This window comes from Actinoplanes utahensis (genome assembly GCF_016862455.1).
GTDB lineage: Bacteria > Actinomycetota > Actinomycetes > Mycobacteriales > Micromonosporaceae > Actinoplanes > Actinoplanes utahensis.
In genome coordinates this window covers 76571-100433 of the sequence record NZ_BOMZ01000082.1, presented here as the reverse complement: position 1 = coordinate 100433, position 23863 = coordinate 76571, and the positions used below count along the sequence as shown (strand labels likewise).

Sequence of the window (23863 nt, the reverse complement as noted above, 5' to 3'; positions counted from 1 at the left end):
ACCGGGCGCGCGGCAGGGCCGGCTGCGCTCACCCGATCCGCCGGACGGTGTCGCCGGGGGTGATCGTGCCGCCGGTGATCACGCGGGCGTTCAGGCCGCGCAGCCGCAGGTTCTTCGCCTCGTCGGTCCAGACCAGCTTGTGGGCGTCCCGGCCGAACCGGGCGGCGAACTTGGCGCAGCCGTTGTGCGGCTCGGCGGTCACCTCGATGACCGCCCGGTCGCCGATCGCCAGGCGGGAACCGGCGGGCAGGGCGTCGGCGCTCAGGTCGAGGTCGACGTAGAGCTGGTCACCGGCCAGTGCCCAGGCGTCCCGGTCCGGTCCGGCGATCAGCTCGGTGAACCGGGAGTTGATGACGTTCAGCTGCATGTCCGGGTGCGGGGTGCGGTCCGGGGTGCGGGAGTTGGGCCGCCGGCTCCAGCTGTCGCCGACCAGGCCGGCGACCGGGTCCAGGACGGCTTCGGCGAGCACCTCCCGGGTGCCGGGGGTGGGCCGGCGCACGGCCAGCTCCAGGGTGCCGACTTCCTGCGGGGACTGCCGTACGACGTGCAGCCCGTTTCTGATCTCGTCCAGTGAGCGATGCCTGACGGCGATGGTGTCATCCACGACTGGACTGTGCTAGACGCCCGCAACCGCTATTCGCAGGGCTCGAACGCGTTGGTGAGGTAGGTGATCCGGCCGGAGCCGTCCGCCCGGTCCCCGGCCCATCGCATCGACGGCTCGGCCGGGGTGGTGATCCAGTATTTCTGGAACACCTCGTCCCACCGCGTGATGGCCCCGGGGATCGCCCGCTTCGCCGCGCCGACCGTCGTCGCGGTGGTGACGCCGTGTGGCAGGCGCACCCGTGGCGGGATCCGCCCGGCGCCGACGGTCCAGCCGATCAGTCGCCCGGCGCCGGCCGCCGGTTCCAGGCTCACGGTCAGCGAACCCCAGATCAGAGCCCGGCGTGGTCCCGACGCGGGGTCCAGCTCGCAGCCCTTGCCGTTCCACGTCCGGTTCGGCGTGCCCAGCACCCGGCGCAGCATCCGCTCCGCTTCCCGGGCCGAGCCGCCGACCGGGACGCGGCCGACCGCCGCCGGGGTCAGCCGCAACACGGCCGGCGCGACCGGGAGGGCCTGCGCGACGGGGAGGACCGGCAGGCCGGCGATCAGGCTCGCCAGTCCCAGACCGAGAGAGAACACCGGATCAGTACTCCTTCTTGACTACGAAGCAGGGCCCGCGGGTGGTCCGGACCGGCACGTCGTCAAAGTTCACCACATCGGGCATGGCAGCATATGTCGTGACACGCGAGAGGCCGCCACGTCACGGGCAGGGCGCGCCGCCGCAGACGTCGATCACGCGGCCGGTGAGCAGGAACGTCGCCTTCTGCATCTGGGCGCCCGGCTGGGCGCGCGGGAACTCGTGCGGGTCCGGACCGTACCGCGGGCCGGCGGGCGCCAGGTTGGTCGGTGGCGGCGCGTACGCCTCGCCGCTGTTCCACACCACGAGAGCCGAGCCACGGTACGGGTACGCCCGGATCCGGTCGATGCCCCAGAACGGCGTCACCTCGTCCGACCAGCCCGGCGCCAGCGCGGGCCGGTGCAGGCGCGCCCCGATGGTCCGGGCCTGCACCTGCGCGGCCGCCGGGGACACCTGCTGGTCACCGAACGCGACGTGCATCAGCACCTGGTGCGCCGGCGTGCCGGGCAGCGGGCGGGTGGTCAGGTGCTGGGCGTACCCGTTGGCCTCCCCGCGGTCCCACAGCATCTGCAGCAGCCCGAAGATCACCTGCTGATCGGCCTTGTCCGGGTACGACCGGTCCAGGAGCTGCTGGAACGGCGCGAACGCGGTGCTGCGCTGCAACAGGGTGCTGTAGTTCATCCCGGGCACCCCGAGCACCGACCGCGTCCAGTCCTGGGCGATCGCGGTCAGCGCTCCCCCGTTGATGCCGCCCTGACTGTTGCCGTCGTAGTGCAGGCCACCCCGGCGGTTCAGCAGGCTCCGCCCCTGCCCGTCCCGGAACGCCGGATGCCCCTCGAACCCGCCGGCCGCCACCATCGCGCGCCCGAGGAAGAGGAAGTTCAGGAAGCTCTGCTGCAACCGGTCGGGCACGGACGGGAAGCTGCTCAGATCACTCCAGGTGCCGGTCACGTACGGGATGTCCGCCGCCGACAGCCCGATCCAGCTGGTCGCACAGAACGCGAAGCCGTACCGGTGCGCCATGTCCTTGACGTTCCCGGCGTCGATCTCGGTGGGCGCGCCGAGCAGCCCGTGGCCGTAGAGCGACAGGTGCGCCGGCCGCCGCGCGCTCACCCCGCGCGGGATGTTGCACACGAAATCGGCGGCGTACGTCGTTCCCGACGCCACCGGCAGCTCTCCGCCCGTCCCGTAGTGCAGCCGGGATCCGGGACCGCCGGCGCCGGTCAGATAGCTCGGCACCGCGACCGTGCCGCGCACCTGCCGGGCGATCCGGGCGTCCTGCTCGGCGGTGTAGTCGGTGACCTGCCCGACCGTGAACGCCGGGGCGGCCCGCCCGAGGGCCGCGAACGCGTCGTCGCGCATCCGCAGCACCCGGCCGGTGAGCCCGGCCCGGCTCGCGACGGTGAAGTCCCACGCCTTCGGGGCGGGGATCGACCTGCCGGTACGGTCCCGCAGCCCGCGCAGCACGACGGCGTACCGGGTCGCCTCGCTCAGCGCCACCGCCGGCCGGATGACGAGCAGCTGCCGCCCGGGTTCGGCGGCCGCGTGGGCGTCCAGCTCCGCCCAGTACGGCGTCCGCTTCCCGGTCCGGGTGTTCAGCAGCACGATCGGCGCGTCCGGCCGCATTGACCGGCCGATGTCGGTGACCGGCGCGATCCCGCTGGCCACCGGGTCGAGCCCCGGCACGTGCACCAGGATCGGCGTGCCCGGGCTGAACCCGTCCTGCCGGTTCCACTCGGCCGGGTCGATGTGCGTCCCGGCCACGTTCGCCGGCAGCGCCCCGGCCGGGAAGTGCACCCGCCGCCCGGTCGGGCTGCCGCGGTCGGCGACCGTGAACCGGTCGCTGGGAAACGGCAGCAGCCCGTCGGCCGGCCGCGGTCCGGCGGCGGTGACGGCGCCGGGCGGCGCCGCTCCGGCCAGCACGGCGAGAGCCACGAGCAGAATCCGGCGCCACATGGGACACCCCCTGACCGCCCATCGAGGACAGTCTCTGTCTACGCCACCGGGCGACGGTCCTCAAGCCCGCGGGTAGCCCAGGGTCGGGTGAGGTGGGCCGCCGGCCTCCGTGGAGAGGGCGTCGACGAGCCGCCACAGATGCGGATCGTTGCGTGCCGACGCCGCCTCCGCCACCGCGTCGATCACCGTCCCCCAGTCCCAGCCGCGCAGCGACACCGGAACCGCACCGGCCGCCTCCTGCGCGCCGGCCGCCTCGACCGACCAGAACCACGGGGTGTCGCCGTGCGGCCAGCCGGGCCCGAGCACCCCGGCGACGTCGCGCCACCTCGCCGGCGGCATGCTCACCGTGACGGGCCGGTTCTCGTCCAGGTCGAGGGAGTCGGTCGTGTGCGCGGCGATCGTGAACTCGCACGACGGCGTCCAGATGTCCGCCGCCTCGTCGTGGATCCGCCAGCGGTACGACCGGCCCGGCTGGAGCCGGTCGGGCCCACGGAAGTACATGGCCAGGAGGCCGTCCCGGGCCGTCTGCTCACCGCCGGCGTACTCGGGGGAACCCAGTTTCTTGATCTCGAAGCTGACTGGTACGGATGTCGCCATCCGGGCGGTCAGGACGGGACGCACCGTGTTCAGGACCGGGCCGGCGCCCGGCTCACAGGACACGCCGTCGGAGGCCAGGGTGTCCGGCTCCACCCCGGTCGGCGGCTCCGGCGCCGCGGTGACAGCCGGTACGCCGGGGTCGCGCACGGCCACGCCGGTCCGGTCCACCAGCGATTCCCGCGTCTGGACAGCGGTGTCCGGATCGACGGTGCGGTCGGTATCCGCCAGCCGCTTCCCCACCACCGCGGTCACCAGCAGCGTGAAGATCAGCACGACGGCGACGGCCAGCCGGATCTCCGACCGCGACGCCTTCTGCTTCGGCACGTCCGGCTCCGGCGCCTCCGGCTGCGGCAGGTCCGCTGGTTCAGGATCCGCCGTCACCGGCACGTCGCCGGGGCACTCCCCCACTTGCGGGCGCCGATCGGCCCGCTTCCCCCGGTTGCGCCGGACCGCGAGGGTTCCGCCCAGCAGCGCCCCGATCACGACGAGCAGGGCCAGCCGGCGCGGCCGGCGCGGCCGGCGCGGGAACGAACGTGCAGGGGACATGGCCACTGACGTCGGCGGCACCCCGCCCCACCTGAGACTTCTCTCCCGGCGGCTCCCGTCCGCGCGAACGAGATCACGAATCCGATACCGTCGCCGGCATGACGCGACTGCTCCACATCACCGAACGGGCGACCTGGGAGGCCGCCCTGGAATCCGGTTGGTACCGGATGTCGACCCGCGGCGTCTCCCTCGAGGAGCAGGGCTTCATCCACTGCTCCCTGCCGCACCAGCTGCGCGCCGTCGCCGAGTTCGTCTACGCCGACGCCGACGACCTGGTGGTGCTGGTCATCGACAGCGAGACCCTCACCGCCCCGATCGAGTACGAGGCCCCCGAGCCGGGCGCCGAGAAGTACCCCCACATCTACGGCCCGATCCCCACCACCGCCGTCCGCGAGGTCATCCCCGTCGACCACGACCCCGACGGCCGCATGCTCCTCCCCGAATAGTGGCCAGGGGAGGCGAGGATCGGTGGCGGGCACGGACGGCGAAGCGGTCGACCTGACGCGGTACGCCTGGCTGTCCATCGGCACGGCCGTCGCGACGATCGCGCTGAAGTTCGTCGCGTACCTGATCACCGGGTCGGTGGGGCTGCTGTCGGACGCGGCCGAGTCGGTCGTGAACCTGGTCGCCGCGGTCGTCGCACTGATCGCGCTGATCGTCGCGGCCCGCCCGGCCGACGCCGGCCATCATTACGGGCACGGCAAGGCCGAGTACTTCTCCGCCGGCGCCGAAGGTCTGATGATCTTCGTGGCGGCGGCGTTCATCATGGTCAGCGCGGTGCAACGGTTCATCACCCCGGTCCCCCTCGAACGGGTCGGGATCGGCCTGGCCGTCTCGACGGCGGCGACGATCCTGAACCTCGCGGTGGGGATGCTGCTGATCCGGGTGGGCCGCCGCCACCGGTCGGCGACCCTGAGCGCCGACGGCAGACACCTGCTGACCGACGTCTGGACGTCGGCCGGGGTGCTGGTGGGCGTACTCCTGGTGGGTCTGACCGGCTGGCAGCGGCTGGACCCGGCGGTGGCCGCGATCGTCGGCCTGAACATCCTCGTCACCGGCGGCCGGATGGTGGCGCAGTCGGTCCGGGCGTTGCTGGACGAGGCCCTCGACCCGGCGGATCTGGAGCGGGTCCTCGCCGTCCTGGACCGGTTCCGGGGTGCGGAGGTGCGGTTCCACGGGCTGCAGACCCGGCAGTCCGGGCAGCACCGGTTCGTGTCCCTGCACGTCCTGGTGCCGGGCCGGTGGACCGTGCGGCGCGGCCACGACCTGGCCGAGCAGGTCGAGACGGGGATCCGGGAGGCGTTGCCGGGCAGTACGGTGTTCACCCACCTGGAGCCCCTCGAGGACCCGCGCGCCTACCACGACTACGCGTACGACGGGCACGACGACCGGATCACCCCACCGGGCACGTCCGCGGCGTCCGGCTGACCGCCCGCGGACGTTCGCGGTGTCCCGGAACGTCACGCCCGGTTGTCCCGCCCAGCCTCGCACGGCGCCGTCCGGGCGGATGCACGACGGGCCCGGCGGCAGCGGCCTGTCCCGCAAGGCGATCCTGGAGCAGGCGGACGCCTCGCTGCGGCGCCTGGGCACCGACTACATCGACGTCCACTACATCCACCGGTTCGACCCGGAGACGCCTGTCGAGGAGACCATGCAGGCCCTCGACGACCTGGTCCGGGCCGGCAAGGTGCGCTGTCTGGGCGCGTCGTCGATGTGGGCGTGGCAGTTCGCGAAGGCGCAGCACGCGGCCGTGGTCAACGGGTGGACGACGTTTCTCGGCGATGCAGGACCAGTACAGCGTGCTCAAGCGGGAGGAGGAACGGGACATGATCCCGATGCGCCTCGACCAGGGTGTCGGCCTGACCCCGTACTCGCCGCTGGCGAAGGGCCGGGCCGCCCGGCCGTGGGGGCGGCAGACGGCCCGGTCCGGTCAGCCGGTGCGGCGCCGCCGGGCCGCCAGGTCCGCGGCCGCGGACCGCCACCGCGGGTGCTCGAAGGTGAACCCGGCGTCGAGGAGGCGGCCCGGGACGACGCGCCGGCTCTTCAGCAGCAGCTCGGTGTCGGTCCGGAGGACGAACGCGCCGATCTCGGCCATGTGCCGGGTGGCCGGCAGACCGACCGGCATCCGCGAGGCCGCCCGCAGATCCCGCATGAACTCCCGGTGCGGCAGCGGGGCCGGCGCGGCCAGGTTGACGGCTCCGGCGAGGTCGTCCCGGTCGATCAGGAACTCGACGGCCCGGACGAAGTCGTGCTCGTGGATCCAGGAGACGAACTGCCGGCCGCCCGCCACCGGCCCGCCGAGCCCGAGCCGGGTGAGCCGGCTGAGCACGTTGAAGACGCCACCCCGATCGGGGCTCATCACCATGGCGGACCGCAGCGCGACCTTGCGCGTGTGCGGGGTCGTCGCCTGTTCCTGGGCGGCCTCCCAGTTCTGCGCGATCCTGATGCTGTACGCCCAGTAGCCGGGCACACCGTCCTCGTGGCCGCCGATCACCCCGTCGCGCTCATCGTTCGCCGCGTCGAACCGGTGCGCGTAGATGGTGGCGGTGCTCATCTGCAGCCACACCCGGGGCGGGCGGCCCGCCGCGGCGACGGCCTCGCCGACGACCCGCGCCGACTCCACCCGCGAGCTCATCATGGCGGCGAGGTTCTCCGGGGTGTACCGGCAGCTCACACTGCGCCCGGCCAGGTTGATCACGACGTCGCTGCCGTCGATCTCCTTCACCCAGTCGCCGTGGGTGACGCCGTCCCAGTGGACCTGCCGTCGGCCCTGGGGCGAGCGGGTCAGGACCACGACGTCGTGCCCTCGGGCGGTCAGCGCACGGTCCAGGATCGTGCCGACCTGCCCGGTTCCACCGGGAATGACGATCTTCATTGCGGCTCCCTTGTTGAGCGGTCGCTCAAATGCAGGATAGAGCGCTTTGAGCGACCGCTCAACGCCGGGCCGGTTCGTCCAGCCACTCCCGGATCAGCGCCAGGCCCTGCCGGAAGTGCTCGGTCGCCGGTTTGTTCAGGAAGCCGTGGGCGCTGCCGGGCACGAAACTCGCCGACACCGGAACGCCTTCGGCCCGCAGCCGCTCGGCGTACCGCTCACTGGACGCCCGCAGCGTGTCGGCCTCCGCGTCGACGAACAGGGTCGGCGGGATCGGGTCGACCGGCGCCGTCCCCGGAGCCAGCGCCGGATCCTCGAGCAACGACTCCACCCCGACGAAGTTGAGGGTGATCCGGCGGTACACCTCAGCGGTGAACTGCCGCCTGACCGCCGAGGCGTCGATGCCGGCCCGCAACGCGGCGGAGATCGGCGGCAGCTCGACGTGGAAGGCGCCGTACGCCAGGATCAGGCCCGCCGGCCGCCGCTCCCCCGCACGGAGCGTCGCGGAGGCGGCGAGGTTCGCGCCGGCGCTCGCCCCGCCCAGCACGTGCCGATGCCCCGGATAGCGGCCGGCGGTGTCCAGATAGGCGTCCAGCACGTCCTCGACCGGCACCGGGAAGTTGTTGCGGTGCGGCCGGATCCGGCGTTTCGGCAGCAGGAGCGGCAGCATCGACACCTTCCGGTAGTCGACCGCGACGACCGGCCGCCCGGTCCGGGCGATGCCCATCGCGACCGCGTGCGACTCGGCCATCCGCAGGTTGCCGCCGACGTAGGCGCCCCCGTGCGCCCAGACGACCACCTCGGCATCCGGCCGCCGCACCGCCGGCAGGTACTCCCGGGTGCGCACCGGCCCGTGCCGCCCGGCCACCCTCCGGAACCGCCACCTCACCTCGGTCTCCGTCATCAGGATCCCCTCCCGCCACCCGGTGGAGCGCCGGCCCCACGGCCGGACCCGGAACACGGGGACGCCACCGCCGCACCGCCCGGACATCAGCCGGTCGATCATCGCAAGGCCGCCGCCCTCCGGCCGGTGCGGGTCAGCGCCGTTTCCGTCGCCGGCCGGGCGTCCTCAGCGGACTCTCAGTACGGGCGTACCACGATCTTGGTCGTGACTGAACTCGCCGTCGTTCTCGGCTCACTCGTCCTGGTGCTGAGCCGGTGGTTGCCGCCGGCCGCCCGCCGCCCCGCCGCGCTCTCCGGGGCGGCCGTGGTGGTGTGCGGCGCCGCCCTGGCCCTGCCCGACCCGCGCTGGCAGCTGCTGGTGGTGCTGGCCGCCGACCTGCTCGTCGCGGCGGGACTCGCCGCCGGATGGTGGTACCGCCGGCGCAGCGGCCGGCCCGGCCGGCGGGCCCGCCGCCGGCTGGCCCTGCCCGGCACCGTGGTGTGTCTCGGCCTCGTCGCCACCGGGGCGGGCGCGGGCCGGGCGCTGCCGGTGCCGGAGTTCCCGCAGCCGTCCGGGCCGTCCGCGGTCGGCACCACCGTGCTGGAGTGGACCGATCCCGATCGGGACGAGCCGGCCACCCCGGGCACCGCGGACCGGCGCACCGTGGTGGTGCAACTGTGGTATCCGGCCGCCGCCGGTGGGCCGCCGGCGCAGTACCTCGGCCGGACCCGGCGTGAGGCGGACACCGTCGCCGCCGGGACGGCCGGCTATCTGGGAGCGCCGGCGTTCCTGCTGGACGGGCCGGTGCGGGCGCACAGTCACGCGGTGTTCGAGGCGGCGCCGGCGGCGGGCCGGTTCCCGGTGGTGCTGTTCTCCCCCGGGCTCGGCGGGCCGCGCACCCAGAACACCGCGTGGGCCGAGGACCTGGCCAGCCGGGGTTACGTCGTCGCGGCGGTGGACCACCCGTACGACGCGGCGGCGGTCGTGCTCGCCGACGGCCGTACCGTCCGCACCCGGGTCTCCTCCGCCGGCGACCCCGGCGAGGACGCCCGCCGCCGGGCCGGCTGGGTCTCGGTACGCGCCGCCGACCTGCGTTTCGTGCTCACCCAGCTCGGCCGGCTCGACTCCGGCCGGCTCGCCGGGCCGTTCACCGGACGGCTCGACACCACACGCGCGGCCGCGACCGGGCACTCCGTCGGCGGGGCCGCCGCCATGCGCGCCGCCGAACAGGACACCCGGTTCACCGCCGTCGTCAACCTCGACGGCGGTCCCGAGCCGGACCAGGGCCCGCTGCGCCGCCCGGTGCTCGCCGTCACCCACGAGATCGCGGACCGGGCCGACACCGAGTACCTGACCCGGCTGTCGTCGGTGCTGGACCGCGGCACGGCGACCGGGTACCGGCTCACGGTGCCGGGCAGCGCGCATCTGACCTTCACCGACGCGCCGCTCTACCTGCCGCCGGTCCCCGCCCTGGTGGGTTCCCTCGGCCGCGCCGGGAGTGTCCGGACGACCACCGAGACGTGCGCCGCCTTCCTCGACAGCACCCTGCGCGGCCGGGCCGCCGACCTGCCCGCCGCCCTGTCCCGCTACGGCGATCTGCGGGTCCACCCGCCCGCGACCGGCGGCAGGTGACAGGGGCTACGGTGGGGCCGATGAGCACCGCGGACTTCTTCTACGAGGCCGGAGCCCTCAAGCGGACCACGCGCAGCGGCTGGGCGCTGGCCCGGATGGCGAACCGGGAGTCGGTGGCCGACCACTCGTTCCGCACCGCGCTGATCGCGATGACGATGGCCGCGATGGCCGGCGCCGACCCGGACCGGGCGGCGGCGCTGGCGCTGCTGCACGATCTGCCGGAGGCCCGGCTCGGCGACATGCACCACCTGACCCGCCGCTACCTGGACGAGCCGAAACCGTTCCGGCAGGTGATCGAGGACCAGACCGCGGCGCTGCCACCGGCCGCCCGGGAGCTGATCCGCGGGCGGGCCGCGCAGTGGCTGGCGCAGGATTCGGTGGAGGCCCTGATCGCCCGGGACGCCGACGTCCTGGAGTCGGTCCTGCACGTGCGGGAGAGCCTGGCGGAACGACCGGAGCTGCAGCGACGCTGGTTCGATTACCTCGCGGCGTCGATCGAGACCGAGGTCGGCCGGACCCTGCTCGAGGAGATCCGCACCACCGGGCCGGACGACTGGTGGCCGCGCGCCGTCGATCGACCACCAGGATAGGGTCCACCCGGACGCGTGCACGAACCGAGGAGCCGCTGTGACGTCACCGACCAGGCGGCCCGCCCTGATCGCCCTGATCCTGGTGATGGGTGTCGGCCCGTTCGCCACCGACACGTACATCGCCGGGTTGCCGGAGTTGCAGCGGTCCCTGCACACCAGCGCGACGGTCGCCCAGCTGACGCTGACCGCGTTCATCGTGGGCATGGCCGCCGGTCAGTTCCTGCTCGGGCCGCTGAGTGACGCGTACGGGCGCCGCCGCCTGCTCATCGCCTGCAGTGTGGCGTTCGCGGTGCTGTCGGCGGTGTGCGGGCTCAGCCCCGACGGGGTGCTGCTGGTCGCCGCCCGGCTCGTGCAGGGCGCCGTCGCCGGCGGCGGGGTCGCGCTCGGCCGCGCCGTCGTCACCGACACCCATCACGGCGCCCGGGCCGCCGCCACGTTCGGCCTGATCTCGTCGTTCACCTTCCTCGGGCCGATCATCGCCCCGGCCGTCGGCGGGGTGATCCTGGCGCACAGCACCTGGCGTGCCGTCTTCGCCGCGCTGACGCTGCTCGGTGTGCTGATGGCGGTCGCCGTCGTGTGCGGTGTGCCGGAGACGCTGCCGCCGGCGCGGCGCCATCCGGCCGGTCTGCGGTCGCTCGGCGTCCGGATGGCCGGGCTGCTGCGCGACTGGGGCTTCATGCGTCACGTGGCGCTGCAGTGCCTGGCCAGTGCCGGGTTCTTCACCTACATCGGTGGGTCGGCGTTCGTGTTGCGTTCGGTCTACGACATCAGCGCCACCCGGTACACCGTCGTGTTCGCCACCAACGCCGCCGCGATGGCCCTGTTCAGTCTGCTGTTCCGGCTGCTGGTGGTGCGGGCCGGCGCGGTCCGGCTGCGGGCGATCGGCATCACCGTGTCCACGGTCGGCGCGGCCGGGCTGCTGGTGGTGGCGCTCGCCGGGGCGCCGGCCGTGCCGCTGGCCGTACCGTGGGCGCTTCTCTGCGCGGTGGTCGGCGGGATGGGTTTCGCGATCCCGGCCGCGACCGCCCTGGCCCAGGAGGCGGGCCGCCGTTCGGCCGGCACCGCGTCGGCGTTGCAGGGCGGCCTGACCTTCGTCACGGCGGCCGCGGTCACCCCGCTGACCGGCGTCTTCGGGTACGACACGCTGGTGCCGATGGCCGTGGCGATGAGCGTGTTCTTCGCCGCCGCCTTCATCCTGATGTGGGTCATCACGGTCCGTGAGGCGTCCCCACAGGAGAGTCATCGACGCGTATCGTCGTGATTCGGTTACTTGCGGCCTGGAGGTCCCGAATGATCGATTTCACCGATCCGGCGTTCACGAACAACCCCCACCCGGTGTACGCCCAGTTGCGCCGCACCGGCCCGGTGCGGCGCGTGCAGTTGCCCAACGGGGTGCGGGTCTGGCTCGTGACCCGTTACGACGACGCCCGCCGCCTGCTCGCCGACCCGCGTCTGTCCAAACGCATCCCGGCCGGTGTCACCCATGCCGACGCCGGGGCCGCGATCACCCGGCACATGCTCGCCGCCGACCCGCCCGACCACACCCGGCTGCGCCGTCTCGTGTCGGCCGCGTTCACCGCCCGCCGCATCGAGGAGCTCCGCCCCCGGATCGAGGAGATCACCACCGGGCTGCTGGACGCGCTCGACGGCCGGGAGCAGGCCGACCTCATCGACACGTTCGCGTTCCCGCTGCCGATCCAGGTGATCTGCGAGCTGCTCGGCGTGCCCGCCGCCGACCGGGACGCCTTCCGCGCCTGGTCCAACGACATCGTCGCCGGCGCGCTCGCCGGCGACCGGCTGCGCACCTCGATCGACGCGCTGATCGGCTACATCGGCGAGCTGCTCACCGACCGCCGCAAGAACCCGGACGACGACCTGCTCAGCGGCCTGATCCAGGTCCGCGACGCGGAGGACCGGCTCACCGAGGACGAGCTGTCCTCGATGGTGTTCCTGCTGCTCATCGCCGGGCACGAGACCACGGTGAACCTGATCGGCAACGGCGCCTGGCTGCTGCTGCGCGACCGGACGCGGTGGGAGCGGCTGCGGTCGCAGCGCGACCTGCTGCCCAGTGCGATCGAGGAGTTCCTGCGGTACGAGGGACCGGTCGAGACCTCCACGTTCCGGATCGCCGCCGACACCATCCCGATCGGGGACGTCACCATCGGCCACGGCGATCCCGTGGTCGTCTCCCTGCTGTCGGCCAACCGCGACGACGACCGTTTCCCCGACGCCGACGAGCTGCGACTGGAGCGTGCGCAGAACGCGCACCTGGCCTTCGGACACGGCATCCACTACTGCCTCGGCGCCCCGCTGGCCCGGCTGGAGGCCCAGATCGCCTTCACCGGCCTGCTCGACCGTTTCCCGGATCTGCGCCTGGCCGCCGACCCGGACGACCTGCGCTGGCGCCCCGGAGTCCTGATCCGCGGCCTGTGGGAGCTGCCCGTCACCTTGTGAGAGCGGTCGGCGACGGCTTTCCCGGGCCCGGGCGCGAGGTGGGAAAAGGGCCCGGGACCGTCGCCGGCGTACGAAGCTGGTACCCATGACTTCGATTCCAGGCGAGGTGTGGGACGACCTGCGGTCCCAGGCCAGGGCGGCGATGGCGAAGGCGTACGCGCCGTACTCCGGGTTCCCGGTGGGCGCCGCGGCGCTCGCCGACGACGGGCGCATCGTGACCGGCGCGAACATCGAGAACGCCTCCTACGGCCTCGGCCTGTGCGCCGAATGCTCCCTGCTGTCCGACCTGATCATGACTGGTGGCGGCACTCTCGTCGCGTTCGCCTGCGTCGACGGGGACGGGAACACGCTGATGCCGTGCGGCAGGTGCCGGCAGCTGCTCTACGAGCACTCCGCGCCGGGGATGCTGCTCGACACGGTCAGCGGCGTCAAGACCATCGAGGACGTCCTGCCCGACGCCTTCGGCCCCCGGACCCTGCGCGCCTATCAGGAATCACACTGATCTCTCCGCCGGGCACCGCCGGCTGCCACCCCGCCCGAGGCCGGCGAGCCCGCATACGGGTACCTCTTGGCCAGACGGCAGCTCCACCACGTCCCCTAGCTGCCGAAATGCTGTCATAATGCCCTAAAACGGCTAGGCTCGGGGAACTAAGAGGCGCCGGACCGGGACGGGAACTGGTGGGCACGATCCTGGTGGTCGACGACGAACCGGACCTGCGGTTCCTGATGCGGCGGATCCTCACCCGGGCCGGGCACCAGGTCGTCGAGGCCGGCAACGGCGCGATCGCGCTCGACACCGTCCGACAGACCCGGCCCGACCTCGTGGTGACCGACGTGATGATGCCGGTGATGGGCGGGGTGGAGTTCATGCGCCGGCTGCGGTCCGACCCGGCGACCGCCACCATCCCGATCCTCTCGGTCAGCTCGGATTGGCAGCTCGCCGTGGACGCCGACGCCGCCCTGGCGAAACCGTGGGAACGTGCCGACCTGGTCGCGGCCGCCGAACGCCTGCTCCGGGAAGGACGTGACGGGCAGTGACGTACCTGAGCACCGGCCAGCCGGATCTCGACCTGATTCTCGGCGGTGGCCTGCGCCGGGGTTCGGTGGTGGTGGTGGCCGGTCCGCCGGGCACCGGCAAGACCGTCCTGGCGCAGCAGATCTGCTTCGCCGCCGCCACCGCCGAGCACCGGGCCGTCTACTACACGACGCTGTCCGAACCGCACGCCAAGCTGGTCGAGCATCTGCGCGGCTTCTCGTTCTTCGATACGGGAGCGCTGGGCTCCCTGGTCGAGTACGTGCATCTCGGTGACATGCTGCGCGACAACGGCGCCACCGACATCGACCCGCTGATCAACGAGGTGGTGCACAAGGCCGTCGAGGAGGAGCCGGCGCTGCTGGTGATCGACAGCACCATGATGCTGCGCGACTTCGTCAGCGATCAGGTGCTGCGCACCGCCCTGTACGACCTGACCAGCCGGGTCGCGCACAGCGGCGCGGTCCTGCTGCTTCTGGGCGAGTACGGCGAGGAGGACATGCCGTCCGGCATCGAGTTCCCGCTCGCCGACGGCATCGTGCTGCTGTCGCACCACGTGCGGGAGCCGGTCGACCGGCGTGGCCTGCGGGTCGCCAAGATGCGCGGCACCGGCCCGCTCGGCGGAACCCACACCATGCACATCACCGACGACGGCGTACGCGTCTATCCCCGCATCGAATCGTTCCTGCCCACCGACATGCCCGGCCGCGGTCCCCGGGTCTCCTCCGGCATCCGCGGCCTGGACGCGCTGATGGGCGGCGGCATCCCGGACGGTGACGGCACCGTCGTGCTCGGCCCCACCGGCGTCGGCAAGACCATCGGCTGCCTGGGTTTCCTCGCCGAGGGCCTCGCGCAGGGGCAGCGCTGCCTCTACGTCACCTTCCAGGACACCCTGGAGCAGCTGGAGGAGATGGCGGGCCGGTTCGGCTGGGACTTCCGCGCCGCCCGGGAACGCGACCAGCTGGTCATCGCGCACGTCCCGGTGGGCGCGCTCGACCTGGACCTGGACGTCCTCGCGTCGATCATCCGGCACAGCCTCGGCGACGGCTCGATCCGCCGCGTCATCATCGACAGCCTGGCCGAGATGGCCCACGCCGCCCGCGAGGCCCAGCGCTTCCCCGCCTACCTGCGCAGCATGCTCAGCATCGTCCGGGCCGCCGGGGCCTCCCTCTGGGTGACGAGCGAGACGCACCTGTTCGGCCGGGTCGAGGACCCGCTGACCGGCCTGATGTACCTCTTCCACAACGTCATCCAGGTCCGCTACCTGGAACACTGCGCCGAGATGGGCCGCTTCCTCAACGTCGTCAAGATGCGCAACAGCCACCACGACAACGCCATGTACAGCTGCCACATCCACGACGACGGCGGTCTCGTGGTCGGCAGCCGCCTCGCCCACGCCACCGGTCTGCTCGGCTGGAGTGCCCCGCGAGACTGCCTTCCCGATCAAACCCCCTGATCCGGTACGGGCCACGCAGGGCCCCCTGACTCGCGGCGGCCACGCCGGGCGTCCCCTCACCGCCGTCCCCCGGTGCACGTCATGCATGCCCCCCGACGGTCACCCCGGGCGTTTCCGCACCGCCCTCCCCCCCGGTGCATGTCATGCATGCCCCCCGACGGTCGCCCCGCGGCGACCACGCCCCGCGCGGACGTCAGTGCCCTGACCTGGTAGATATCGCCTGGCGGCGGCACGATGGCCGCCCTATCGTGGGCGGCATGCCGGAGCCCCTCGACACGCCCTCCCCCGCCCGCCGCGCCAAGGCCTCGGCCGGGCCGTCCGCACCGGTCGCCGTCGCGGTGGACCTGGGCAGCAGCACCGCCGGCGTCTGGGCCACCGGTCGCGGGATCGTGAGCGGCCCCAGCGGCGGCGGCCCGGTCCGCCGCGGGCGGGTCGCCGACGTCGCCGCCTGCGCGGACCTGCTGGCCGGGCTCGTCCGCCGGTACCCGCAGCCGCTGTCCGGCGCCGACATGGTGGTCGCCTGCCGGCCGGTGCTCTCCACCGAGACCGACGAGGCGCTGATGCGCCGCGTGCTGGACAGCGCGTTCGCGCCTCGCCGGATCATGTTCATCGACACCGTGCGCGCCGCCGCGATCGGTTCCGGCGCGGCCACCGGCATGCTGCTGATCGCGGATGTCGGCACCCGGATCACCGAGACCGCCCTGCTCGATCACGGCCGCGTCGTGGCGGCCCGCCGTGCCGACATCGGCACCGGCGATCTCGGCGACCACCTGACCGCCGGTCTCCTGGCCGACGTCGTCGCCCGGCACGTCACCGACCTGGCGGCCACCGCCGGCGACGGCGTGAGCCGGGCTCGCGAGCGCGGCCTGCTGCTGATCGGTGACGGCGCCCTGCACCCGGAGCTGCCGGAGGCGCTGACGGTCACCGTGGGCCTGAACGTGCGCCGGGCCGCCGACCCGTGCACCGCCGCTCTGCAGGGCGCGGGACTCGCCGCCACGTCGGCGTTACGGCATCCCGCCCTGCAGTGACGCGCCCGCCTCCCCGTTCTCCTCACGGGGAGCCGCACGGATCGGCCGGTACGGAAGCCGGCGGTGTCCCGGGCGAGGGTTCTTCGGTGAGCCGGCGGTGCCCGTACCGGATCTCGTCCCGCCGGGACCGCAGCCATCGCCGTTTCGGAGGGCTCGAGGTCCGCCACAGGTGGCGCAGGCTCGGCCGGGCGGCATGCCGAGTGCGGTTGCATCGGCTGATCGGACGACGCCAGACGATGATCGGATATTTCCATGTGCGACGGGGCGTCCACGACGCCTAGGAAGGAGCCATGACCAACGAGGTGACCATTCCCCTGCTGCCCTGCGCGTCGATCGACGACATCGAGGACTTCTACCGGGTTCTCGGCTTCAGCACCACCTACAAGCAGCACAAGCCCTACTCCTGCATGGCACTGCAACGGGAGGACCTGAACCTGCAGTTCTTCGGGATCGCCGGTTTCGCCCCCGAGCAGTCCTACGGCTCCTGCATCGTGCTCACCCCGGACATCGCGGAACTGCACCGGGCTTTCGCCGCCGGCATGCGGGCCGCGTACGGCAAGGTCCTGGTGTCCGGAATGCCGCGGATGACCCGGCCGCGGGCGCGAAAGAACGTCGACGGGCTGGGCGGGTTCAGTGTCATCGACCCGGGCGGCAACTGGATCCGCGTCTTCCAGAAGCCCGCCACCACGACCCCCACGCCCGAACCCGCACCCGCCGGACGACTCGCCAAAGCGCTGGCGAACGCCGTCGTGCTGGCCGACTCCAAAGGCGACGTGGCCCAGGCGGTCCGCATCCTCGACAGCACGTTGGCTCGCCCGCAGGCCGACGACGACCCCGTCACCCACGTCGAGGTCCTGGTGTACCGCGCCGAACTGGCGATGACCCTCCACGACCGGGAGACCGCGACTCAGATGCTGGCCCGCGCCGGGCACATCCCACTGAACCCGGACGAGACCGTCCGGGCGGCACCGACCTTCGAGATCGCCGCCGACCTGGCAGCGGCGCTGCGCTGAGACAGCCGTGACAACCAGCCGGGGGATGGTCGGGAGGAGCGTGTCGAGTGACAGGTGAATGGGCTCTGGCCCATTTTGGTGGACTCCTGACTCGGTGTGACGTTCGCTCATGATCTTCGGATGATCGATACGACGTTGGCCGATGTGGTGTTCCCTTGGCGGGCTGCTGTGCGGGTGGAGAGGGTCAGCGACGGCGAACAGGGCATCCACGTACGAGCGCGCGCGATTGCGGCCTCGGCGACGTGCCCGGGATGCGGTACTGCATCACGGCGGGTGCACGCCCGCTACCAGCGCCGGCTGGCGGAACTACCGGCTGGTGGCCGCCGGGTGACCATCCACCTGCGGGTACGGCGGTTCGTGTGCGTGGCACCGGAGTGCTCACTGCGCACCTTCGCCGAACAGGTGCCGGGCCTGACGGCGCGCTATGCCCGAGCGAGCGTGGCGCTGCGCCGGCAGTGGCAGACCATCGAGGTTGCCTTGGCCGGCCGTCCGGGAGTCCGGCCGGCGGCCCGCTTGGCGATCAGGGTGAGCCGTTCAACGTTGCTGCGGACGATGCCGGCGCCTGAGGTGAAGGGGGGTCCACGGGTGCTGGGCGTCGATGACTTCGCGCTGCGGCGTGGGCACGCCCCCGGCGTCCAGGTCATCTGCCGTGACCGCGGCGGCGCCTATGCCGAGGGCGCGCGCACCGGCGCACCGGAGGCAGTCCAAGTCGCGGACCGCCCCTCACCCAGCTCGGCGAGGCCATGGCCGGCTACGGGCGCATCTTCAAGACCCGGCACGTGCTGGCGTTCGTCGACGACGAACCGTACCGGCGTCAGATCAAGGGAATGCGCAACCTCAACGAGGGCCGCCACGACCTGGCCCGGCACGTCTTCCACGGCCGCCGCGGCGAACTGCACCGCGCCTGTCACGACGGCATGGAGGACCAGCTCGGCGCGCTCGGACTCGTGCTGAACCGCATCACCCTGTGGAACACCGTCTACTTGGACCTCGCCCTGGCCGGGCTACGTGCCCAGGGCTACCCGGTGCTGGACGCCGACGTCGCCCGGCTCTCGCCGTACGTGCGCCACCACATCCAGGTCCACGGCCACTACACGTTCACCCTGCCCGACCTGAACGGACGCACCTACCGGGCGCTGCGTGACCCGGACGCGGCAGACGAGCAGTAGCCGGTCCGCTGCCTGCCGGTGACCTCGGCGAGCCGGATAGTGCCTGCTCCGTCCGCTCTGTCTAGCTCCAGGCCGGGCAAACCGCCAACCTGTGCACGTGCCACGAGGCCGGCCAGGTGATGGCCTACGGGCAGGCCTCAGATCCAGCGGATGACCTCGTCCGGGGCGGGTCGCCCGGCCGGCTGGAAATCCGTGCCCTTCGTGTACGCCACCGGTGTCAGCACCGCCTGCGCGACCGTTTCGTAGTCGAGCCCCAGGATGTCGGCCACGTCCCGTTCGCGGGCGAGGTGCATGGACGTCCACGCGGTGCCCAGCGCGCGGGCCCGGGCGGCCAGCATGAAGCTCCATGTGGCGGGGATGACGTTGCTCATGCCGGCCACGGCCTGCTCTCGGTTGGGGCCTTCGTTGCAGGCGAGCACCAGCACCGGTGCGTCGCCCATGTGCTCGCCCAGGTAGTCGGCGGAGCTGGCCACCCGCTGCTGCACGGCGTCGCGGGTGTCGTCGCCGGTGGGCTTACCGGCGTAATACGGTGAGGCCTTGTAGCCGGCGTACACCTCGCGGTAGACGTCGCCGACCGCGCGGCGTTTCGCCTCGTCGCGGATCACGACGAACCGCATGGTCACGATGTTCGATCCGGAGGGGGCCTGCAGGGCCATCGCCACGCATTCGCGGATCGTGTCGTCGGGCACGGGCCGGGTGAGGTCGAGGCGTTTGCGGACCGCCCGCGTGGTGGAGAGCAGCTGGTCGGGGTTGAGGTCGAGCAAGGTCATTCGGTCGTCCTAGGGTCGAGGTTCATTGCGGTAGGCGGGTCTGGGTCGTGGCGGCCAGGGATCGGTCCATGGCGGCGATGTACTTCGTGAGGGCGTGGCAGTGGTGCTCCAGCAGGGCGATGCGCTCGGTCATCCGGTCGCGTTCACGCACGAGCATCTCGCGCAGTTCAGGGTCGGGATCGGCGACGACGATCTCCTGGGGCTGGTTGAGGCACGGCAGCATGTCGCCGATGATGCGCGTGGGGATGCCGGAGTCGAGCAGGCCGCGGATCTTCTTCACCCGGTCCACGAGGTACTCGTCGTACTCTCGGTAGCCGTTCGGCTGCCGTCGCGGCGTGATGAGCCCTTGCTCTTCGTAGTAGCGCAGCATGCGTGTCGGGACCTCGGTGCGTTTGGCCAGTTCACCGATCTTCATGCCCACCTCCTCAGCACCTGTGCAACCCTACAGTCATGTCAAGGTTGACGTGGTGTGAGTGACCCCTCGTCGCTCAGAGTTGACCTTCACATCAGTGTGAAGGTTGCACGATGGTCGCATGGCCCGGCCCAGCAACCACCCCCAACGCCGCCCGCCGAGCGGGATACCGCAGACGATGCGGCGCACCCATGTGGGCTTGGCGACGGGGCGCTGCGGTCATGGCCGCGACGATCGGCGGCTATTCGGGAAGCAGCGCCATCCTCGTAGGCGATCGCGGGTCCGTGATCACCCGGGCCCGGCCGCGACCCACCCGGTTGCCCTTCGGGCGCCGACGTGTCCGGCCCGGACCTGACTGCCCGACGTGTCCGGCCCGGACCTGACTGCCCGTCGTGTCCGGCCCGGACCTGACTGCTGAGCGCCGGCGACTCGTGCACGTCGCACCGATCCATCCTCCTCTTCCGGCTTCCCGAGACAGCGAGCACACATGAGCACCCCACCGAAACATGACGTCGCCGCCCCGGCACCGACAGTCCCCTCCGGCGACCGGCTCCCGCCGGGCGTCGCCCTGGTCATCGGGGTCCTGATGGTCTCGACGTTCATCGTCTTCCTCAACGAGATGCTCCTGGGCGTCGCCCTGCCCACGCTGATCGCGGACTTCGGAGTCAGCCCGAGTACCGGGCAGTGGGTCACGACCGGCTTCCTGCTGACCATGGCCGTGCTGATACCGGCCAGCAGTTTCGTGATGCGGCGGTTCCACCTGCGCACGATCTTCCTGGTCGCGTTGTCGCTGTTCATCGTCGGGACGACGCTCGCCGCGATCGCGCCGACGTTCGGCGTCCTGGTGACTGGCCGGATCATCCAGGCGTCCGGCACCGCCGTCTTCCTGCCCCTGCTGATGACCACGACCATGAGCCTGGTCCCAGCCGCTCGCCGTGGCCGGATGATGGCGATCACCACGGCCGTCCCGTCCGTGGCGCCGGCGCTCGGCCCGGCGCTGTCCGGTCTTGTGCTGTCCGCACTGAGCTGGCGCTGGCTGTTCATCCTGATGCTGCCGATCGCCATCGCCGCCCTGGCGCTGGGGGCGTGGAAGCTGCGCAACATCACCACCCCGGAGCCGGTGACTCTAGACCTGCTGTCGCTGCTGCTGTCCGCGGTCGGGTTCGGCGGCCTGGTCTACGGGCTGTCCCTGCTCGGCGAGGCGTCCGCCGGGCACACCTCGATCTCGCCGTACCTGCCGATCGCGGTGGGGCTGGCAGGCCTGGTGGCGTTCGTCCTCCGGCAGATCCCGCTGCAGCGCCGCGACAGCGCGTTCCTGGACATGCGGATCTTCCTGCAGAGGTCGTTCACCCTGCCGATCCTGGTGATGGTCTTCGTCGCGGGCAACGGGATCGGCCTGCTGGTCGTGCTGCCGCTGGTGTTGACTAACGTCGTCGGGCTGAGCACCCTGCAGCTCGGTCTCTTCCTGATCCCGGGCGGCGCAGCTATCTCGATCATGGCGACCCTGAGTGGCCGGGTGTACGACCGCGTCGGGCCCCGCCCGCTGGTCATCCCGGCTTCCATCGTCTGGTTGGCCGTCCTGTGGTTCCTCAGCCGCGTCGACGAGAGCACGAGCGTCGTCACGCTGATCCTCGCCTGGCTGGTGTTCACCAGCGCCATGGCCACGATGTGGGCGCCGCTGACGACGGTGGCGATGGGCGCCCTGCGCACGGAGCTGTTCTCGCACGGCTCCGCGGCTTTCGCCACCATCCAGCAGCTCGCCGGCGCCGCCTTCGGAGCAGTGTTCATCTCCGCCTACACCATCGGTTCCGGCGCCCGCGACGCCGGCGTGCTCAGCACGGCCCAGGCCGAGTCGGCCGGACACGCCGCCTTTCTGACCGCCTGGGTCATCGGCCTGCTCGTGCTGGTGGGCGTCCTCTTCATCCGTCGGGTACCGAGTCCGGACGCCGACGGCCCGGTGGAGACCGCGCCGGTCGACGGCGAGACGGTGGCCCGGTGACCATGACGAACAAGCAGCTGATTCTCGGTATGGGGCTGATCGACGGATACGGTGGCCTGCACGGCGCCTGGCGTGCCCCGCACGTCGACCCCGGGACCTACGCCGACGTCGACGCCACCGTGCGTCATGCCAGAGCCGCCGAGCGCGGCAAGTTCGCCTTCCTCTTCACCCCCGACTTCCCCGCCGTGCGCGCCGACGTCGAGCACTCGACGATCAGCAACCTCATGGACCCCCTGATCCAGCTGGCCGCCGTGGCGCGCGAGACCACGAACATCGGCTTCGTCGCCACCGGGTCGACGACCTTCCAGGAGCCGTTCAACACGGCACGCCAGTTCAAGGCCCTCGACGTCATGAGCCACGGTCGCGCCGGCTGGAATGCCGTCACGACGAGCGATCCGACCGTCGCCGCCAATTACGGCAGGCCCGTCGCCGACCGCGACGAGCGTTACCAGCGCGCCCACGAGGCGATCCAGATCGTCCAGGCGCTCTGGGGCAGCTGGGAGCAAGACGCGTGGGTCAAGGATCAGAAGGCGAACCGCTTCATCGACCCGTCGAAGCTGCTACCGGTCAACCTCCAGGGCCGATACCTGGCTTCGCGAGGCCCTCTGGGGATTCCGCCGTCGGAACAGGGGCAGCCCGTCGTCTTCACCGCCGGCGGCCCCAGCCCGCACCTGCTGTCAATCGCGGGCCGCTACGCCAGTGGCTTCATCGCCGAGGTGTGGACGATCGAACAGGCACGCGCCCAGCGCGAGCTCGTGCGCAACGCGGCACGCGAAGCCGGCCGCGACCCCGACGAGATCAAATACATTCCCGGCATCATGACCACGGTCGCACCGACTGTGCGGGAGGGCCTCGACCGTCGCCTCAGGTATGCGGGCGACGTCATCGACGCCCGCCTGCCCCACCTCGCCGCGATGCTCGGGATCCAGATCCACCCGGACCGGTACGACAAGCCCTTCACGCCGGAGCAGCTCGCCTCCGCGCACGCCTCACCGAGGGACCCGCGCTCGTCGAACGCTCTCGCGGTGGCACGCCAGGGGTGGTCCCCGCGCGACGTCCTGGCCCATGGCGTGATCGACTTCCACCCCACGGTCGTGGGCCCGGGGAGGCTGCACGCCGATCACCTGCAGGAGTGGTTCGAGGCGGGAGCCGCCGACGGCTTCTGGGTGACACCCGACATCTACGAGGACGGCGTCGACGCCTTCGTCGACGAGGTCGTGCCGATCCTGCAGGAACGCGGCATCTACCCCACCGACTACCGGGGCACGACCTTGCGCGCGAACCTCGGCGTGGCCCACCAGTACGGACTCGACCCACGCATCACCGGCGCCGAGCAATGACCGGACTCCGGTAATGCCGCGGATGTCCGACGACCGTTCACGTGCTGCGCCTGAGCCAGGACCAGATTCCCCTGGCTCTCGCTGATCGCCTTGGTCGTGGGGGTGTGAAGGCGTCGAACCGCAGAGCACCGCGCACACGAACGACACGCAGGAGGAGAACTTCATGAAGATCGGCATCATGGGAGCCGGCAGCATCGGCAGCGTGCTGGCCCCGCGGCTGAGCGACCACGGCCACCAGATCAAGATCGCAAACTCCCGCGGGCCGGAGACGATCCCCGCCAAGGTTCTCGCCACCGGCGCCCAAGCGGTGTCGGCTGGTCAGGTCGCCGCAGACGTGGACGTTCTCATCACCTCGGTGCCCCTCATCCGGGTGCCCGACCTCAAGCCGTTACTGATCAACCTGCCCGTTGACGCCGTCGTCATCGACACCTCGAACTACTACCCCGCCCGCGACGGGCACATCGCGGCCCTCGACCGCGGGCAGGTCGAGAGCCGCTGGGTCGAGGAGCACCTCGGCCGATCCGTCGTCAAGGCATGGAACGCCATCACGGCACAGTCCTTCGTTGCCTACACGAGCCCGAGCGGTACCCCCGGCCGGATCGCGATCCCCGTCGCCGCCGACGATGACGACGACCGGGCCCTGGGCATGTCGCTGGTGGACCAGACGGGCTTCGAGGGCTTCGACGCGGGCACCATCACCGACTCGTGGCGCCAGCAGCCAGGCAGTCCCGTCTACTGCACCGACCTCACCGCCGAACAGATGCTCAGCGCGCTCGGCAAAGCCATCGCCGAACGCTCCCCCAAGCGCCGCGACCTGGCGATGACCGTCATCGCCGAACTGATGGGCGACCCCACCAGCGACCTCGGCAAGGACTTCCTGGTCCGGGTCAACCGGCTCATCTACAACTGACCCACGCTCCAGCCTGCGCCCGGCCG

At 72.0% G+C, this 23863-nt stretch carries 21 protein-coding genes and 5 pseudogenes; 18 read left to right on the top strand and 8 right to left on the bottom strand.

From position 1 onward, the window contains the following. Positions 1–28 precede the first annotated feature (28 nt). The 4 genes from Aut01nite_RS28695 to Aut01nite_RS28680 all read right to left on the bottom strand — a co-directional run bounded on the left by Aut01nite_RS28695 (position 29) and on the right by Aut01nite_RS28680 (position 4276). Positions 29–604, bottom strand: a complete 576-nt coding sequence (locus Aut01nite_RS28695; RefSeq protein WP_052163510.1) for an MOSC domain-containing protein — start codon at positions 602–604, stop codon at positions 29–31. Between the two features lie 29 nt (positions 605–633). Further along, positions 634–1179 carry a hypothetical protein gene (locus Aut01nite_RS28690; protein ID WP_043524106.1) on the bottom strand — a complete coding sequence of 182 codons (546 nt, stop codon included), beginning with the start codon at positions 1177–1179 and terminating at the stop codon, positions 634–636. Between the two features lie 121 nt (positions 1180–1300). Then, positions 1301–3133, bottom strand: a complete 1833-nt coding sequence (locus Aut01nite_RS28685; protein ID WP_043524105.1) for a hypothetical protein — start codon at positions 3131–3133, stop codon at positions 1301–1303. Between the two features lie 60 nt (positions 3134–3193). Beyond that, positions 3194–4276: a hypothetical protein gene (locus tag Aut01nite_RS28680; protein ID WP_043524104.1), complete on the bottom strand. Its 1083-nt coding sequence runs from the start codon at positions 4274–4276 to the stop codon at positions 3194–3196. A gap of 98 nt (positions 4277–4374) precedes the next feature. Between Aut01nite_RS28680 and Aut01nite_RS28675 the strand changes: the two genes are divergently transcribed. The 4 genes and pseudogenes from Aut01nite_RS28675 to Aut01nite_RS45145 all read left to right on the top strand — a co-directional run. Next, complete coding sequence (locus tag Aut01nite_RS28675; RefSeq protein WP_043524103.1) at positions 4375–4722, top strand: DUF952 domain-containing protein; 348 nt, start codon at positions 4375–4377, stop codon at positions 4720–4722. A gap of 22 nt (positions 4723–4744) precedes the next feature. Next, entirely contained in the window at positions 4745–5704 is a 960-nt protein-coding gene (locus Aut01nite_RS28670; protein WP_043524102.1) for a cation diffusion facilitator family transporter, read from the top strand. Between the two features lie 79 nt (positions 5705–5783). Further along, positions 5784–5963 (top strand): annotated as a pseudogene (locus Aut01nite_RS44915) (aldo/keto reductase); the annotation flags it as partial. A 94-nt stretch (positions 5964–6057) separates the two neighbouring features. After that, positions 6058–6114, top strand: a pseudogene (locus Aut01nite_RS45145) (hypothetical protein); the annotation flags it as partial. A gap of 92 nt (positions 6115–6206) precedes the next feature. On the opposite strand, the gene Aut01nite_RS28660 reads toward Aut01nite_RS45145, so the two are convergent. Continuing rightward, entirely contained in the window at positions 6207–7151 is a 945-nt protein-coding gene (locus tag Aut01nite_RS28660) for a TIGR01777 family oxidoreductase (protein ID WP_043524101.1), read from the bottom strand. A gap of 58 nt (positions 7152–7209) precedes the next feature. Beyond that, complete coding sequence (locus tag Aut01nite_RS28655; protein ID WP_063958747.1) at positions 7210–8052, bottom strand: alpha/beta hydrolase; 843 nt, start codon at positions 8050–8052, stop codon at positions 7210–7212. 204 nt (positions 8053–8256) lie between these two features. Between Aut01nite_RS28655 and Aut01nite_RS28650 the strand changes: the two genes are divergently transcribed. From Aut01nite_RS28650 to Aut01nite_RS28605, 11 genes and pseudogenes are all read left to right on the top strand, one after another. After that, positions 8257–9663: an alpha/beta hydrolase family protein gene (locus tag Aut01nite_RS28650; protein ID WP_236642630.1), complete on the top strand. Its 1407-nt coding sequence runs from the start codon at positions 8257–8259 to the stop codon at positions 9661–9663. Between the two features lie 20 nt (positions 9664–9683). Beyond that, positions 9684–10253 (top strand): HD domain-containing protein, encoded by a 570-nt coding sequence (locus tag Aut01nite_RS28645; protein WP_043524100.1) that lies wholly within the window; start codon positions 9684–9686, stop codon positions 10251–10253. Positions 10254–10290: 37 nt separating this feature from the next. Beyond that, positions 10291–11514 (top strand): multidrug effflux MFS transporter, encoded by a 1224-nt coding sequence (locus Aut01nite_RS28640; RefSeq protein ID WP_052163508.1) that lies wholly within the window; start codon positions 10291–10293, stop codon positions 11512–11514. A 29-nt stretch (positions 11515–11543) separates the two neighbouring features. Beyond that, positions 11544–12707, top strand: a complete 1164-nt coding sequence (locus Aut01nite_RS28635; RefSeq protein ID WP_043524099.1) for a cytochrome P450 family protein — start codon at positions 11544–11546, stop codon at positions 12705–12707. A gap of 85 nt (positions 12708–12792) precedes the next feature. Beyond that, entirely contained in the window at positions 12793–13209 is a 417-nt protein-coding gene (locus tag Aut01nite_RS28630) for a cytidine deaminase (protein ID WP_043524098.1), read from the top strand. Between the two features lie 176 nt (positions 13210–13385). Further along, positions 13386–13745 carry a response regulator gene (locus Aut01nite_RS28625; RefSeq protein WP_043524097.1) on the top strand — a complete coding sequence of 120 codons (360 nt, stop codon included), beginning with the start codon at positions 13386–13388 and terminating at the stop codon, positions 13743–13745. Continuing rightward, positions 13742–15196: an RAD55 family ATPase gene (locus Aut01nite_RS28620; protein ID WP_043524096.1), complete on the top strand. Its 1455-nt coding sequence runs from the start codon at positions 13742–13744 to the stop codon at positions 15194–15196. Before Aut01nite_RS28625 ends, Aut01nite_RS28620 begins: the two co-directional genes overlap by 4 nt. Positions 15197–15453: 257 nt before the next feature. Then, complete coding sequence (locus Aut01nite_RS28615) at positions 15454–16224, top strand: rod shape-determining protein (protein WP_152628611.1); 771 nt, start codon at positions 15454–15456, stop codon at positions 16222–16224. A 290-nt stretch (positions 16225–16514) separates the two neighbouring features. After that, positions 16515–17237 carry a DUF8817 family protein gene (locus Aut01nite_RS28610; RefSeq protein ID WP_043524095.1) on the top strand — a complete coding sequence of 241 codons (723 nt, stop codon included), beginning with the start codon at positions 16515–16517 and terminating at the stop codon, positions 17235–17237. 120 nt (positions 17238–17357) lie between these two features. Further along, positions 17358–17588 (top strand): annotated as a pseudogene (locus Aut01nite_RS43785) (transposase family protein); the annotation flags it as partial. A gap of 383 nt (positions 17589–17971) precedes the next feature. After that, positions 17972–18406 (top strand): annotated as a pseudogene (locus tag Aut01nite_RS28605) (Tn3 family transposase); the annotation flags it as partial. A 137-nt stretch (positions 18407–18543) separates the two neighbouring features. On the opposite strand, the gene Aut01nite_RS28600 reads toward Aut01nite_RS28605, so the two are convergent. Continuing rightward, the gene (locus tag Aut01nite_RS28600) at positions 18544–19176 is read right to left on the bottom strand and encodes a nitroreductase family protein (protein WP_043524094.1); all 633 of its coding nucleotides are present in this window, start codon (positions 19174–19176) and stop codon (positions 18544–18546) included. Positions 19177–19198: 22 nt separating this feature from the next. Further along, complete coding sequence (locus Aut01nite_RS28595; RefSeq protein WP_043524093.1) at positions 19199–19591, bottom strand: MerR family transcriptional regulator; 393 nt, start codon at positions 19589–19591, stop codon at positions 19199–19201. A gap of 484 nt (positions 19592–20075) precedes the next feature. Between Aut01nite_RS28595 and Aut01nite_RS28590 the strand changes: the two genes are divergently transcribed. The 3 genes and pseudogenes from Aut01nite_RS28590 to Aut01nite_RS28580 form a co-directional block, all read left to right on the top strand. Then, positions 20076–21587: a DHA2 family efflux MFS transporter permease subunit gene (locus tag Aut01nite_RS28590; protein ID WP_063958742.1), complete on the top strand. Its 1512-nt coding sequence runs from the start codon at positions 20076–20078 to the stop codon at positions 21585–21587. A gap of 2 nt (positions 21588–21589) precedes the next feature. After that, positions 21590–22927: an NtaA/DmoA family FMN-dependent monooxygenase gene (locus Aut01nite_RS28585; protein ID WP_043524092.1), complete on the top strand. Its 1338-nt coding sequence runs from the start codon at positions 21590–21592 to the stop codon at positions 22925–22927. Between the two features lie 157 nt (positions 22928–23084). Continuing rightward, a pseudogene (locus Aut01nite_RS28580) lies at positions 23085–23837 on the top strand (NADPH-dependent F420 reductase); the annotation flags it as partial. Positions 23838–23863 lie beyond the last annotated feature (26 nt).

Coding starts and splice junctions, on each gene's coding strand:
- Aut01nite_RS28675 (WP_043524103.1), top strand. CDS start 4,375: ATGACGCGACTGCTCCACATCACCGAACGGGCGACCTGGGAGGCCGCC.
- Aut01nite_RS28615 (WP_152628611.1), top strand. CDS start 15,454: ATGCCGGAGCCCCTCGACACGCCCTCCCCCGCCCGCCGCGCCAAGGCC.
- Aut01nite_RS28635 (WP_043524099.1), top strand. CDS start 11,544: ATGATCGATTTCACCGATCCGGCGTTCACGAACAACCCCCACCCGGTG.
- Aut01nite_RS28645 (WP_043524100.1), top strand. CDS start 9,684: ATGAGCACCGCGGACTTCTTCTACGAGGCCGGAGCCCTCAAGCGGACC.
- Aut01nite_RS28585 (WP_043524092.1), top strand. CDS start 21,590: ATGACGAACAAGCAGCTGATTCTCGGTATGGGGCTGATCGACGGATAC.
- Aut01nite_RS28685 (WP_043524105.1), bottom strand. CDS start 3,133: ATGTGGCGCCGGATTCTGCTCGTGGCTCTCGCCGTGCTGGCCGGAGCG.
- Aut01nite_RS28600 (WP_043524094.1), bottom strand. CDS start 19,176: ATGACCTTGCTCGACCTCAACCCCGACCAGCTGCTCTCCACCACGCGG.
- Aut01nite_RS28655 (WP_063958747.1), bottom strand. CDS start 8,052: ATGACGGAGACCGAGGTGAGGTGGCGGTTCCGGAGGGTGGCCGGGCGG.
- Aut01nite_RS28610 (WP_043524095.1), top strand. CDS start 16,515: ATGACCAACGAGGTGACCATTCCCCTGCTGCCCTGCGCGTCGATCGAC.
- Aut01nite_RS28630 (WP_043524098.1), top strand. CDS start 12,793: ATGACTTCGATTCCAGGCGAGGTGTGGGACGACCTGCGGTCCCAGGCC.
- Aut01nite_RS28595 (WP_043524093.1), bottom strand. CDS start 19,591: ATGAAGATCGGTGAACTGGCCAAACGCACCGAGGTCCCGACACGCATG.
- Aut01nite_RS28590 (WP_063958742.1), top strand. CDS start 20,076: ATGAGCACCCCACCGAAACATGACGTCGCCGCCCCGGCACCGACAGTC.
- Aut01nite_RS28680 (WP_043524104.1), bottom strand. CDS start 4,276: ATGTCCCCTGCACGTTCGTTCCCGCGCCGGCCGCGCCGGCCGCGCCGG.
- Aut01nite_RS28660 (WP_043524101.1), bottom strand. CDS start 7,151: ATGAAGATCGTCATTCCCGGTGGAACCGGGCAGGTCGGCACGATCCTG.